The 12,429-nt window shown below is 64.4% G+C and carries 12 protein-coding genes; all 12 read right to left on the reverse strand.

Features of this window, described 5'->3' with window-relative positions:
* Nucleotide 1 precedes the first annotated feature (1 nt).
* Genes AKL25_RS01690 through AKL25_RS01745 form a run of 12 tightly spaced genes read right to left on the reverse strand, consistent with a single transcriptional unit; the run spans nucleotide 2 to nucleotide 12,425 of the window.
* Nucleotides 2-1,192, reverse strand: coding sequence for a beta-ketoacyl-ACP synthase (locus AKL25_RS01690; RefSeq protein ID WP_050475899.1), 1,191 nt, complete (start codon nucleotides 1,190-1,192; stop codon nucleotides 2-4).
* Entirely contained in the window at nucleotides 1,189-1,767 is a 579-nt protein-coding gene (locus tag AKL25_RS01695; RefSeq protein WP_050475900.1) for a DUF3261 domain-containing protein, read from the reverse strand. Before AKL25_RS01695 ends, AKL25_RS01690 begins: the two co-directional genes overlap by 4 nt.
* On the reverse strand, nucleotides 1,758-2,996 hold the full coding sequence (locus tag AKL25_RS01700) for an NAD(P)/FAD-dependent oxidoreductase (protein WP_050475901.1): 1,239 nt from the start codon (nucleotides 2,994-2,996) through the stop codon (nucleotides 1,758-1,760). The genes AKL25_RS01695 and AKL25_RS01700 overlap by 10 nt, the downstream gene beginning before the upstream one ends.
* Nucleotides 2,983-5,370, reverse strand: coding sequence for an MMPL family transporter (locus AKL25_RS01705; RefSeq protein ID WP_050476111.1), 2,388 nt, complete (start codon nucleotides 5,368-5,370; stop codon nucleotides 2,983-2,985). The genes AKL25_RS01700 and AKL25_RS01705 overlap by 14 nt, the downstream gene beginning before the upstream one ends.
* A 40-nt stretch (nucleotides 5,371-5,410) precedes the next feature.
* Nucleotides 5,411-6,031: an outer membrane lipoprotein carrier protein LolA gene (locus AKL25_RS01710; RefSeq protein ID WP_050475902.1), complete on the reverse strand. Its 621-nt coding sequence runs from the start codon at nucleotides 6,029-6,031 to the stop codon at nucleotides 5,411-5,413.
* Nucleotides 6,028-6,489, reverse strand: coding sequence for an acyl-CoA thioesterase (locus AKL25_RS01715; RefSeq protein WP_050475903.1), 462 nt, complete (start codon nucleotides 6,487-6,489; stop codon nucleotides 6,028-6,030). Before AKL25_RS01715 ends, AKL25_RS01710 begins: the two co-directional genes overlap by 4 nt.
* A complete protein-coding gene (locus tag AKL25_RS01720) occupies nucleotides 6,482-8,053 on the reverse strand; it encodes an HAL/PAL/TAL family ammonia-lyase (RefSeq protein ID WP_050475904.1) in 1,572 nt (523 codons plus the stop codon). Before AKL25_RS01720 ends, AKL25_RS01715 begins: the two co-directional genes overlap by 8 nt.
* Complete coding sequence (locus AKL25_RS01725; RefSeq protein ID WP_083444534.1) at nucleotides 8,040-9,032, reverse strand: LpxL/LpxP family acyltransferase; 993 nt, start codon at nucleotides 9,030-9,032, stop codon at nucleotides 8,040-8,042. Before AKL25_RS01725 ends, AKL25_RS01720 begins: the two co-directional genes overlap by 14 nt.
* Nucleotides 9,029-9,820 (reverse strand): glycosyltransferase family 2 protein, encoded by a 792-nt coding sequence (locus AKL25_RS01730; protein WP_050475905.1) that lies wholly within the window; start codon nucleotides 9,818-9,820, stop codon nucleotides 9,029-9,031. The genes AKL25_RS01725 and AKL25_RS01730 overlap by 4 nt, the downstream gene beginning before the upstream one ends.
* Nucleotides 9,817-11,610: an ApeI family dehydratase gene (locus tag AKL25_RS01735; protein ID WP_050475906.1), complete on the reverse strand. Its 1,794-nt coding sequence runs from the start codon at nucleotides 11,608-11,610 to the stop codon at nucleotides 9,817-9,819. The genes AKL25_RS01730 and AKL25_RS01735 overlap by 4 nt, the downstream gene beginning before the upstream one ends.
* Nucleotides 11,603-12,160, reverse strand: coding sequence for a COG4648 family protein (locus tag AKL25_RS01740; protein WP_050475907.1), 558 nt, complete (start codon nucleotides 12,158-12,160; stop codon nucleotides 11,603-11,605). The genes AKL25_RS01735 and AKL25_RS01740 overlap by 8 nt, the downstream gene beginning before the upstream one ends.
* Nucleotides 12,147-12,425 (reverse strand): acyl carrier protein, encoded by a 279-nt coding sequence (locus tag AKL25_RS01745; RefSeq protein ID WP_083444535.1) that lies wholly within the window; start codon nucleotides 12,423-12,425, stop codon nucleotides 12,147-12,149. Before AKL25_RS01745 ends, AKL25_RS01740 begins: the two co-directional genes overlap by 14 nt.
* Nucleotides 12,426-12,429 lie beyond the last annotated feature (4 nt).

A 12,429-nucleotide genomic window follows, 5' to 3' on the forward strand; every position in this document is an offset into this window, starting at 1 on the left:
GTCAGCTCCTCCCGAAAATCAGGGCGGCGTTGCTGCCGCCGAAGGCGAAGGAATTACTCAGCACGTGGCGCGGCGGGCGACCGAGCGCCTGGCCGACGCGGACCACGTTCAGCGCCGGCAACGCCGGGTCGGGCTGGCCGTCCCACAGATGCGGCGGCAGCAAGCCGGTCGGGTTGTCGTCTTGCATGCTTAGCCAGCACAGGCCGGCTTCGATGGCGCTGGCGGCGCCCAGGGTGTGTCCGGTGAACGACTTGGTCGAGCTGACCGGCGTCGCCGCGCCAAACAGCTGATGGATCGCCTTCGATTCCATGGCGTCGTTTTGCAGAGTCGCGGTGCCGTGCAGGTTGATGTAGTCGATCTGTTCCGGTGCGATGGCGGCGCGTTGCAAAGCCTGCGTGATTGCCAGCGCCGCGCCTTTGCCGTCCGGATCGGGCGCCGAAATGTGATGGGCGTCGGACGACTCGCCCCAGCCGCAGAGGGCGACTGTCGCCGGTTCCGAGGTCATGAGGAAGAGCGCGGCGCCTTCGCCGATGTTGATGCCGTGGCGGTTGAGGCTGAGCGGATTGCAGCGCTCGGTGCTGACCGAATCCAGCGCGGCAAAACCGGCGATGGTGAAATCGCACAGCGTATCCACGCCGCCGCTGATGACGGCGTTGCACAGGCCCATGTTGATCAGGCGCGCGGCGCTGGCCATGGCTTTGGCGCTCGAGGAGCAGGCGCTGGAGTGGACATAGGCCGGGCCGCTGATGCCCAGCGTCGTCGCCAGTGCAACGGCAGGGGAGCCGAGCTCCTGCTGGCCGTAGTGGAAGTGCGAAGGAAATTGTCCGTGGGCGACGTAGTGCCGGAACGCCGCTTCACCTTCGGCGATGCCGGAGGTGCTGGTGCCCAGCACGACGCCGATGCGATCCGGACCGAAGCGTGCAATCAGCGCGTCGACCTGCGGACGTATCCGTTCCAGCGCGGCCAGCGCGAGGCGGTTGTTGCGGCTGCGTTCGCGCAGCGGCAGATGGCTTACTTCCGGTAATGCTTCATCGGCCAGGCTGATGGCGCCGACCGTGCGTGCAAGCCCTGCGGACAGAAAGCGCTCGCTGGCGTGCAAGCCGCTGTCGCCGGCGAACAGGCGCTGCCTGATCCCGGCGTGCGTGTCGCCGAGCGAGCAAATCATTCCGAGTGCGTTCAAGTAAATCGTCATGGTGCGGTGACAACCGATTGTATGGTCAGCTTGTAGTGATAGCGCAAATTGGTCAGGATCACCTTGCCGCCCCACGCTTTGCGGTCAGGATAATCGATTTGCGTGACGACTTCGTGATTCAGCAGCAAGGTCCGTTGCATGTCCTTCTCTTCCAGCTCCCAGCCGTCCGGCAGCGCGGCGCGGATGGCGGCGACGGGCCACAGCGTCAGTTGTACATCCTGCAACACGTCTTCGCCCTGGACTTCCTTGGGCAGCATGAAATGACGCCAGATTTTCAGGTCCTTGCCGTCGTAATGCAAGGACATGACGCGCTGGCCGAAGGCCAGTCCGACCAGGTCGAGATGGTCGGGCTCGATTTCGAGCACGGTGTCGATGTCGTCGGTGCGGCCGGCGCGTTCTACTGTCAGATGCTGCTGCAGGCTGAGGGACGTGCCCAGCGAGGCCGGCGCCAGCTGCAGGTGCAGGCGTGCAGACGCTGCCGGCGGCCCGGGCGGCTGCGTCGGCGCGGTGGAACACGCCGACAGCAGCAGTGCCGCCATCGCCAGCGCGGAAGACATCACCGGGCTCAGGCGCATATGCTTTCCAGTGCCGTCAGGCGGCGCTTGCTTTCGGCGACGAAGGGGTTGCTCTGATCCCAGGCGTAGCCGGCCAGGATGGACGAAATCATGCGGCGGATCGCCGGTTCCTGGTTCTCGTGGAAGATGACCTTCTGGAAGCCGCCGGCATACCAGGATTCGACGAAGGTGCGGAAGGTGTCGACGCCGTTCTTCAGCGGCTTGGCATAATCGTGTTCCCAATCCACCGTTTCGCCGGCGAGCATGCGCGCCAGAGTATCCGTCGCCAGGCTGGCGGACTTCAGCGCAATGGTGACGCCCGACGAGAAGATCGGATCGAGGAATTCGCCGGCATTGCCGAGCAGGGCGTAGTTCTTGCCCCACAGCGATGTCACGTTGGCGGCGTAGCCGGAGATGTTGCGCGCCGGGGTATCCCACTCGGCGTGTTGCAGTAAGGCGCGCAGGGCGGGATCTTGCATGACCAGCGTGCGCAGCTTGGTGGTCTCGTCGCCGGGAATGTCGTTGAGGAAAGACGATTCCGCCACCACACCGATGGAGCAGCGGCCGTGCGCGAACGGAATCAGCCAGTACCAGACGTCATGGTGTTCCGGATGTACGGTAATGCGGATCTTGTTGCGATCGAATTGCGGATCGCGGATGCCGTCGGCGATATGCGTGAAGTAAGCGCCGCGCAGGGGGAAGCCGGACGGCCGTTCCAGATCAAGCAGACGGGGCAGCACACGGCCGAAACCGCTGGCGTCGAGGATGAAGCGGGATTCGATGGTGTACTCGCGGCCCTCGGCGTCGCGCACCCGGGTGCGCGGACGGTCGCCTTCCAGGTCGACGGCGGTCACGGTCTGGCGATAGCGTATCTCGGCGCCTTGCAGCTCGGCTTGCTGTGCCAGCAGATGGTCGAAGTCGGCGCGCTGCACCTGGTAGGTCGTACCCCAGCCGGAGGAATGCTTGTCGCGGAAGTCGAAAGCGGTCTGGCGTTCGCCGCAGACGAAGGAGGCGCCATTCTTGAACTGGAATCCATGCTCCACGACGGCTTGCAGCATGCCGGCCTGTTCCAGATAAGCCATGCTTTGCGGCAGCAGGCTCTCGCCGATGGAGAAACGCGGAAACTGTTCGCGCTCGATGACCAGCACTTGATGGCCGCGACGGCGCAGCAGGGCGGCGGCAACCGCACCGGCCGGACCGGCGCCGATGATCAGGATGTCGTGTTGCTCGGTATTGCTACTTGGTGTCATAAATGGGCATCGAAGGTGGCGTCGCAGGCGGCGATGCGCCGGCAAAGCAGGGGGAGGTAAGCCAGACCAGGGCCATGCCGATCAGCATGGTCAGCCCGAATGCGTGCAGCGGAGGGCTGCTGCTGAGAGCCAGCAATCCGAAGGAGAGCAGGGCGCTGATCGCCGATAAGCCGACCGTCAGCCAGGCGAAGCGCCGATGGCGTTCCGTGGGTTCCTGCAGGAAAATGCCGTAATCGACGCCCAGCCCCAGCAGTAACAGACACGCCAGCACATGGAATAGTTGCAGGGGCTGGCCGATCACGCCAAACAGCGCCAGGGTCGCCAGGGTCGCCAGCAACGGCGGCGCAATCGCCCGCCACGCAGCGCGGCGATAGCGCAGGGAGAGCAGGACAAAAATAGTGATGTAGGCCGCCAGCAGGGCCCAGCTCATGTACTGCCGGTAATAGCTCAGCACGGACGAAATATCGGCCACCTTGTCGACCCATTGCACGCCCTCGACCTTGGGCGCGACGTCGGCCAGCACCTGCAACTGACGATAGTCGCTCAGGCCGCGCACGGCGACGATGCTGGCGTATTGGCCTGCAGTCTTGCCCAGCCACAGATGACGCCAGGGCTGACCGGCAGGCGAGGCGATGAAGGCATCCGGCAGCAAGGCTTGGCTCTGCGCCAGCAGGCGCTGCCGCAGGTTTTGCTGCCATTGTTCGTTTTCGCCGATGGCCGCTGCGATGACCGCAAGCGCGCCCTGCGGCGCCAGCAATTTGCCGGCAACCAGGTCGTGATCGGCGTGTTGCTGCTGCTGCGACGGCACCCAGTTGGAAACGGCTTGCACGCCGCTGATCAGTTTTTTGTCGATGGCGGTTTGCAGTTGCCGCTTCAGCTGTTCTTCGCGCTGCAGTACGATCTCTGCCGACTCGCCGCGCACCAGATAAAACTGCGCCGGCGTCGGCGTATCGAGCAGCTTGCCGAGCTTGATCTGGTCGTCGAGCAGATGTTGCGGGGTCTTTTGCAAGGCGCGGATATCGTCGCTGACTTTCAGGCGCATCAGTCCGGCAGCGACAAAAACGATGAACACCGCCAGCAGGATGAAGCCGGTGCGGCTGAAGCGGAACTGCGGCCATTTGCTGATGCTGTGGCTGTAACGGTCGGCCAGCGCGGTGCTGCGCAAGCTGTCGGCATGGATCAGCGCCGGGAACCACAGGATCACGGTCAGCCAGGCGAACACCAATCCCAGCACCGAGAACACCGCCATCTGGCGCAATCCGGGGAAGGGCGTGAGCGCCATGCCGAGATAGCCGATCACGGCCGCCAGCAGCATCAGGCCGAGGCCGGGCAGCAAGCGGCGCAGCAGTTGGCGTGTATCCATCTGCCGGTCCGTGCCGAGTCGTGCACACAGGAAATAAATCGCATAATCCTGCGCGATGCCGACCAGGCTGGCGCCGAACACCAGGGTCAACAAATGCAGGCGGCCGAACAGCAGCCAGCTGACCGACAGCGCGCCGAGGCAGCCGATGGCGATGGATAGCGCAATCAGCGCAATCGGCTTGAGCGAGCGGAACGTCAGCCACATCAGCAGCACGATGCCGATCAGCGAGCCGGCGCCGATGGTGGCCATTTCACTGCTGGCTTGCCGGCTGCCGGCGGCGGCGTGGAGAATGACGCCGGCGGTGACGACTTCGGCATCCGGCACGGACTGCTTCGCTGCTTGTGCGGCCCGATCCAGCAGGGGAATGACTTGTTCCTGCGCGGAGATCGAGAAGGCCGAGGCTTGCAGGTTCATCAGCAGCAGGACGTAAGAGCGCCCGCCGCTTTCGACGAACAGGCGGCCGTCGCGCGGACGCACCGGGGTTTCTTGCGCGCGCGCCTGCACCCAGCCGCTGAACAGGCCGAAGGGATCGTCCTGCCAGGCGCCGAGTCTGGGGCCGCCAAAGGCGCCGTACATGGCGCTGAGCGCCAACTGGCTCCATTGCTGCGGCGTGTCCTGGCGCAGCTTGTCGCGTTGCTCTTGTGTGAGCAGCATCAGGCGGCTTTGATTGAACGTCGACAGCCATGCGCCTTGCAATTGCGCCGCGTCGCCCGTCATCGCTTGCAGCAGCGATGGCTGTTTGCCGACGACTGCTTCGTACGCCGCTGCGGCTTGCACGGCCTTGTCCCAGTCGCGTTCGCCGACCAGCACAACAACTTTTTGCTGGGCGCTGTCGACCATGTGGGCAAAGGCTTGCTGCATCGCGTCGTCATGTCGCGACGACGGCAGCAGGGCCAGGATGTCGGTGTCGGGGCTGACGCGCTGGACCAGCCACAAATAGGCGTTATGACCGAGCAGCAGTGCGACGACCAGCAGCCAGACGAGCGCGAATGCGCGGGCCGGCTTGTGCATCGACGATGTTGTCGATGGCGTGACGTCGCTGTCGGCGCGTTCAGTCAAACATGGCTCCTTCTTCCGGCGTCATGGCCTTGTCGCCGGTCTGGATGTTGGAGAACACGATGTCGGTATGGTCGCCCGAGGCTTCCTGCATGGTGACCTTGTTGACGTAGGCGCCGCCGTCGAGCTGAATGTCGCCGATGGCTTTGGCCAGGCCCGGCTCGCGCGCCTTGAGGGCGACATGCCAGTTGCCGTTCCTGATCGTGCCGTCCAGTTCGAACAGTTTGTCGAGCTGGCTCAGGTCGCCCGCCAGCAGCGAGAACAGCACATTGTTGATCATCTTGACCACCGGCTCCTGCTGGGCGTCGAGACGCATGGCGACGCGCCCGTTCTGCATCTGCACGATGGCGTTGCGCGTGATGCGCAAGGTGCTCGGGAACGGCTGCAGGGTTTGCCACAGGATGCCCTTGCCGGCGGCGACGCAAAAACGCCCGTTCGACAGCAGCGGCTTCTTGATGCCGGTCAGTTGCTTGGTCTGGTCGAAGCGGCCGCACATGATGGCGGGTTTGGCCAGCGCGGCCTGAATCTGGGCGACAGGGGCGGCAGCGTTGGCGGCGGCGCAGCATGCCGTCGTCAGGGTCAGCATTCCCAGTACTTTGCGGAGAGAAGAAATCATGTCGGTTCCGGGTAAGGTAAGTCCAGCTTTTGCCACAGCACGCGCGGACTGACGAAGCACATTTCACGCTTGTCCATCTGCACCGCCACCTGTGTGCTGACGCCGCGCGTGAGGCGTTGGCCGCCGGCGGCGTCGGTCACCAGGTATTCCATCTTCAGGCGGTTTTCCCACTCGGTGATGGCGGCGCGCACCTTGATGCGCTGGCGGAACACAGCCGGATTGGAGTAGCGCACCTGCAGGTCGATGATGGGCCACATGTAGCCGGATTCCTTCATCGCCGCATAGTTGTAGTCGATCTGGTCGAGCAGCGCGCAGCGGGCTGCTTCGAAGTATTCGATATAGCGGCCGTGCCAGACCACTTCCATCGGATCGAGGTCGTAGAACTGGATCTGCAGCTCGACCTCGGCCTGCCAGGGAGAATTGGCGAGGGTGATTTTGCCCTCCGGCGGCTTAGTCATACAGGCTCCAGGCGCGTGCGCGGATGCGTTGCAGCAGCAGGCGCAGATCCGGCTCCAGCATGCGGTCTTCGGCGACCGGGGCGATGTCGGCGGCAAGCGCTTCCTGCATGGCGGCCAGACGACCGCCCGGCAAGTCGGCCAGCGGCGTTTCGGGTTGCAGCTCGCTGCGCAGCCAGACGCCCTGGCGCACGGTGATCAGCAGCGCGGCGACGACCTGCTCGGTCAGTTCCAGCACGCGCAGGCAGTCGCGCGCGGCGATGGTGCCCATGCTGACCTTGTCCTGGTTGTGGCATTCGGTCGAGCGCGAGAACACCGAGGCCGGCATGGTCAGTTTCAGTGCTTCGGCGGTCCAGGCGGAGGAACTGATCTGCAGCGCCTTGAGGCCGTGGTTGATGGCCGCGCGCGGACCCTTGGCGCCCGACAGGTTGGACGGCAGGCCGTTGTTGTAGCGGCTGTCGACCAGCAGCGCCATCTGGCGATCGAGCAGGTCGGCGATGTTGGCGACGGCGTTCTTCATGCTATCCATGGCGAAGGCGATATGGCCGCCGTAGAAGTGGCCGCCGTGCAGCACGCGCTCGTTGTCCGGATCGATGATCGGGTTGTCGTTGGCGCTGTTGAGTTCGTTCTCGATATTGCTGCGCAGCCACGGCAGCGCATCGGTCAGCACGCCGATGACGTGCGGCGCGCAGCGGATCGAGTAGCGGTCCTGCAGGCGCTTTTCATTGCGCAGCGGCTGGTCGCAGGCGAGGTCGGTCTGCAGCCAGCCGGCCACCTGCTGCTGGCCCGGATGCGGCTTGACCGAGAACAGCGTGGCGTCGAAATGGTGGGCGTTGCCGTCCAGCGAGAAGCTGGCCATGGCGGTGATGCGGGTGGCCACCCGGCACAGGTATTCGGCGCGTTGATAGGCGAGGCAGGCCAGCGCCGTCATGACGGCGGTGCCGTTCATGATCGCCAGGCCTTCTTTCGGGCGCAGGCGCAGCGGCGTCATGCCGGCGGCTTGCAGGGCGGATGCCGCATCGACTTGTTCGCCGCTCTTCCAGACCTGGCGTTCGCCGCACAGCACGGCGGCGAGATAGGACAACGGCGTGAGGTCGCCGCTGGCGCCGACCGAACCTTCGGAAGGAATCAACGGCAGCAGGTCGTTTTGCAGCAAGCCTTCGATCTGTTTCAGCAGGCCGACGCTGACGCCGGAATAGCCTTTGCTGAGCGAGGTCAGGCGCGCCGCCAGAATGGCACGCGTCTGTTCAGGCGTGAACACGCTGCCCAGACCGCAGCCGTGGTAGGTGTAGAGATGATGCGGCAATTCGGCGATCAGCTCCGGCGGCACGGTGACGGTGCACGAGTCGCCGTAGCCGGTGGTGACGCCGTAGACGGTGCCGTCTTCGCGCAGCAGGCGATCGAGGAAGTCGGCGCCGCGCTGGATGCGCGCCAGGAAGTCCGGCGCATCGGACAACGCGGCATGCGCGGTGCCTTCGGCGATGGCGTTGACTTGTTCGATGGTCAGCGGGGTTGCGCCGAAAGTGACGAAGTCGGCTGCGGCAGCCGGAGATTTAGTGTGGGGCATCGTGGCTATCCAGTGTGGGCAGGGCCCAGAAATCGTAAAAATTGAACCATTGCAGCGGCGCTTGCAGGCAATGGTGTTCCAGGCGTGCGGCGTAGTCGGCCGCCAGTTCACCGAGCAGTTGGTCGCGCTGCTTGCGCGGCAACTGGATCTGATCGCGAAAGCCTTCGAAACAAAGTTCTGCGCCGTCGCGCGTGCGGCGCGAGAACATCAGAAAGACCGGGCAATTCAACAGGCTTGCCAGCACGTAAGGGCCGATGGGGAAGGGCGCAGCTTCGCCCATGAAGGGCGCAAGCGCCACGCGCGGATTGGGCGACACCGGAACCCGGTCGCCGGCGATGACGACAAATTCGCCCTGTGCGACCTTGTCGGCCAGGATCACGGCGGTGGCCGGCGTCATCTCGGTGACTTGCATCAGGTTCATCTGGCTGCTGGGGTCGAGCTGGGCCAGCATGTTGTTGAAGGCTTGCGCATGTTTGGTGTGCACCAGCACCGTCAGCCTGACGTTGGGATGCCGGCGGCCCAGCAGGCGGCATAGTTCCAGGTTGCCCAGATGCGTGCACATCATCAGTCCGCCGCGGCCTTGCGCAGCGGCATCGGTGATCAGCGCGCCGCCGTGCACCTGCACCTTGTCCATCGGGAACAGGCCGCCCCACAGCAGCATCTTGTCGAGCAGGCTTTCGCCGAATGCCGCGAAATGGCGGAATGCGCCGCGCAGGCCGACCGGCGTCGCCGATGCCGGATGCGAGGCGCGCAGGTGGGCCAGGTAATCGAGCGATGCCTTGCGCGCTACCGGATTGCGCGCCATGTACCAGGCCAGCACCGGATACAGCATCAGCCGGAACGGCCAGCGGCCGAGCACGCGATAGACGAAAAACAGCAGGCGCATGCCGGCGACGAAACTGACTTCGTTGATCTGCGCCCAATGCTTGCCGGACCGATGCGGAGGCGGCATGGCCTGGGTTTCCTTGTTCGCCGTCATCGCGTCGCCGTCCCTCTTGCAGCGGCGGAAAATTTGCGCGCCAGCAGCAGCGGTGAACGCAACAGCATGCCGAAAAACAGCACCGTGTGCATGCGCGAAATCAGGACGTTGTCGAGCCAGACTTTGAAGTGCGATACGCCGTCGCTCGGATAGCGCACACGGGTGGGCAGGTTGATGACCTGGACGTTTTTCCAGTGCAGGCGCACCAGGATTTCGGTATCGAAATCCATGCGGCTGCCGATTGTCTGGTTCGCAGTCAGCGCCGTGACGGCCGCCAGCGGATAAATGCGGAAGCCGCACATGGAATCGCGGATGTCGAACGACAGCGTGTTGATCCAGACCCAGACATGGGTCAGGTAGCGGGCATACAGCCGGCCTTTCGGCACGCTCTCGTCATAGATCGGGCAGCCGTTGATCACTGCGTGCGGGTGCGCGGCGCAGGATACGGCGAAGCGCGGGATGTCGGCGGTATCGTGCTGGCCGTCGGAATCGATCTGCAAGGCATGGCTGTAGCCTTGTTGCGCCAGATAACGCAGCCCGGTCATGACGGCGTCGCCCTTGCCGCGATTGACGCCGTGGCGCAGCAGGGTGACTTGCTGCGGCGTGTCGGCAGCGAGCCGGTCGAGCACGGCGGCGCAGGCGCTGGTGCTGCCGTCATCGACCAGCACGCAGTGCAGGCCGTGTTGCAGCACGGCTTCCAGCACGGCCGGGATGGCGCGTTCGTGGTTGTAGACCGGGATGACGATACCTATCTTCGGGGTGGTCTCGGTTGATGGCGAATTTGTCATGCGGCGCCTCCCAGCAGGATGCGTCCGCTGGCATGCTGGCCATCGGCAGAGTGCAGGCGGAATGCCAGCGCGCTTTTCTGGATGTCGTGCTCCAGTTCCAGGCTGACGGTTGCGCCGGGAACGATGACGCGCTGGAATTTCAGCGCCTGCATGCCGATGCAATCCGGCGGCAGCGGCAAATATTGACGTCCCAGTTCCAGCGCCCAATTCACCTGGGCGACGCCGGGCAAGATAGGCGTTTCAGGAAAATGGCCTTCGAAATACAGCAGGTTTTCGGGCACGTGCAGTTGCAGCGTGACCTCGGTTTCAGTGCGCTGCACCAGCCTGTGTTCGGGCAGCAGGGGGCGCCCCGATGCCGCCGGTGCCGATGACGATGTCTGGGGCTCTTCCAGCAGCGCGGTCAATGCCGCCAGCGTGGTCTTGCCTTGCGTGTTGGCCGGCATGGCGTCGAGATAGCGCCACATGCGCGGTAGCGCGACGCTTTCAATCGCATCCGCCAGCGCCGCACGCAGTTGCGTGTTGAGCGCCAGCTTGCCTTGCTGCTCCAGTACGCCGCGTCCGGCCGTCGTCAGCACCACGAACGCGGCGATGCGGTCGCGTTGGCCGGCGGCCTGATGCAGCATCACGCGCGCTTCCGCCGCGAGCGGCGACGCCAGCAGCAGGCGCTCGATCTGGTCGAGCGAGATGCGTTTTTCTTCCAGCTTGACGATGCGGTCGGCGCGGCCGCGCAGGTAAAACTTTTGTTGGTCGGTGAATTCGACCCGGTCGGCCATCCGCAGCCAGTCGCTGTCGGGCAGATGGGGCGAGCGGACTTCCAGGCAATCGTGTTCATCGTTCAGACGCACATCGACGTGCGGCATCGGCTGCCAGCTGTCGTCGCGCGCAGTACCGGAGACAGACGCGGAGACAGAAGCGGGCAGAGGCTGGCGCCAGGCGATGCCGCCGGTTTCCGAGCTGCCATAGATTTCGATCGGACTATGCCCGAATTGCTGATGCGTGGCTGCCGCCACATCCGGCAGCAGCGGGCCGCCGGACGAGAAGATGGCTTGCAGGTGCGTGATGTCGGGTTGCACCGGGCTTTCCGGCAGGCGTTTCAGGTGCGCCGGGCTGGACAGCAACAGCCAGGGGCGCTGCGGCGCAATCGCTGCCAGGTCTTCCGGGAAGAAGGCGCTGCGGGCGTGGATCGCGCGGCCGGCGCACAGCGGCCACAGCACCTTGAATAACAAGCCGTAGATGTGTTGGTGCGAGACCGTCGAGACGATTTCGGATACGCCTGCGCGGGCGCCGAACAGCGCATCGAGCGTGGCGACTTCGTTCGACATCTGCGAGAGTTTTTTCGGGATGGCTTGTGCGGCGCCGGTGCTGCCGGAGGTGTAGACCACCAGACCGATGAAGTCGCCGTCAAGTTTGTCGCCAGGCGCCGCAGCGGTGGCCGCGACGCTTGCGGAGTTCGACGGGAGCGCTAACGCTTTCCACTCTTGCTCAAAGTCGCCGAGGAAGCCGTCGACCTTCGCCGCGAGCGCCTTGCAGGTGTCCGGCAAGGTGTCGCTGGGCAGATAAACCGTCTTGCCGGCTTGCCAGGCGCCGAACAGCGCTGCGGCAAAGGCGATCGTGTCCTGCATGTAGAGCGCGAAGTTGCGGCCGTCGCGGCTGGCCAGTAGTTGTCGCCATTGCTCCGCTTCACGGCGGAATTGCGCGTTGCCGACCGCATCGGTATTGCGCCAGCCGATCAGGTGGTCGCCGGCGCGCGCCATGTAGGGCAGCGCCAGCATATCGATGAATTCAGGCATGGTGGTGACGCCTGACGTAGAAGCGCACGATGTATTCGCCGACGAACAGCGCGCCCATCAGCACATAAGAAATCAGGCCGGTATACAGCGACCAGACCGCTTCCGAGGCCCACACTGCGGTGGCAAAGGCGATGCCGCCGTTGAGCGCGAAGAAGCCGCACCACACCTGGGTGACGCGGCGGGTGTAAGCGACGGCGAAGGCGGGCAGATCCGGATCCTGCAAACGCGCCAGCCGTTCGATGATGGACGGCGGGCGCACCAGGCTGGCGCCGAACAGGGCCAGCATGCCGAGGCTGACGATGACCGGATACAGCTTGAGCGGCAACAAGGCGTTCCACAGCAAGGCCGGCGCGGCCAGCGCCAGGGCGGCCAGGCTCATCCAGCGGTAACGCTGGCCGAGCCTGAAGGTGAGCAGGCGCAACACCGCCACGGCGACCAGCGCCAGCGCCAGCATCCGCGGTTCCATCTTCCCGTGCGCATACCAGATCAGCAGTGGATAGACCAGGATGACCAGCGTGGTCAGGATATTGGCGAAATCAGGCTTTTTCATCCGCTTGCAGCAGCGTCGCAATCACGTTGACCACATCCTGCACGGTGCGCACGGTGCGGAACACGTCGGGCTGGATGCGTTTGCCGGTCATCTGGTTCAGTTTGACGACGATGTCGACGGCGTCGATGCTGTCGATGTCCAGATCGGTGTAGAGATTGGATTGCGGCGAGATCCTGGCTTTATCGAGTTCGAACATCTCATGCAGCATGTCGACGATCCAGATGTAGATCTCGTCCTTGTTCATGGTTGGCGCTAAGGTTGTCATGGTG

The sequence above is a fragment of the Herbaspirillum rhizosphaerae genome, assembly GCF_001189965.1.
In the GTDB taxonomy this organism is placed as follows: domain Bacteria; phylum Pseudomonadota; class Gammaproteobacteria; order Burkholderiales; family Burkholderiaceae_D; genus Herbaspirillum; species Herbaspirillum rhizosphaerae.

Excerpts from the sequence above, each read along its gene's own strand:
- AKL25_RS01690 (WP_050475899.1), bottom strand. The coding sequence starts at position 1,192 with ATGACGATTTACTTGAACGCACTCGGAATGATTTGCTCGCTCGGCGAC.
- AKL25_RS01695 (WP_050475900.1), bottom strand. The coding sequence starts at position 1,767 with ATGCGCCTGAGCCCGGTGATGTCTTCCGCGCTGGCGATGGCGGCACTG.
- AKL25_RS01700 (WP_050475901.1), bottom strand. The coding sequence starts at position 2,996 with ATGACACCAAGTAGCAATACCGAGCAACACGACATCCTGATCATCGGC.
- AKL25_RS01705 (WP_050476111.1), bottom strand. The coding sequence starts at position 5,370 with ATGCACAAGCCGGCCCGCGCATTCGCGCTCGTCTGGCTGCTGGTCGTC.
- AKL25_RS01710 (WP_050475902.1), bottom strand. The coding sequence starts at position 6,031 with ATGATTTCTTCTCTCCGCAAAGTACTGGGAATGCTGACCCTGACGACG.
- AKL25_RS01715 (WP_050475903.1), bottom strand. The coding sequence starts at position 6,489 with ATGACTAAGCCGCCGGAGGGCAAAATCACCCTCGCCAATTCTCCCTGG.
- AKL25_RS01720 (WP_050475904.1), bottom strand. The coding sequence starts at position 8,053 with ATGCCCCACACTAAATCTCCGGCTGCCGCAGCCGACTTCGTCACTTTC.
- AKL25_RS01725 (WP_083444534.1), bottom strand. The coding sequence starts at position 9,032 with ATGACGGCGAACAAGGAAACCCAGGCCATGCCGCCTCCGCATCGGTCC.
- AKL25_RS01730 (WP_050475905.1), bottom strand. The coding sequence starts at position 9,820 with ATGACAAATTCGCCATCAACCGAGACCACCCCGAAGATAGGTATCGTC.
- AKL25_RS01735 (WP_050475906.1), bottom strand. The coding sequence starts at position 11,610 with ATGCCTGAATTCATCGATATGCTGGCGCTGCCCTACATGGCGCGCGCC.
- AKL25_RS01740 (WP_050475907.1), bottom strand. The coding sequence starts at position 12,160 with ATGAAAAAGCCTGATTTCGCCAATATCCTGACCACGCTGGTCATCCTG.
- AKL25_RS01745 (WP_083444535.1), bottom strand. The coding sequence starts at position 12,425 with ATGACAACCTTAGCGCCAACCATGAACAAGGACGAGATCTACATCTGG.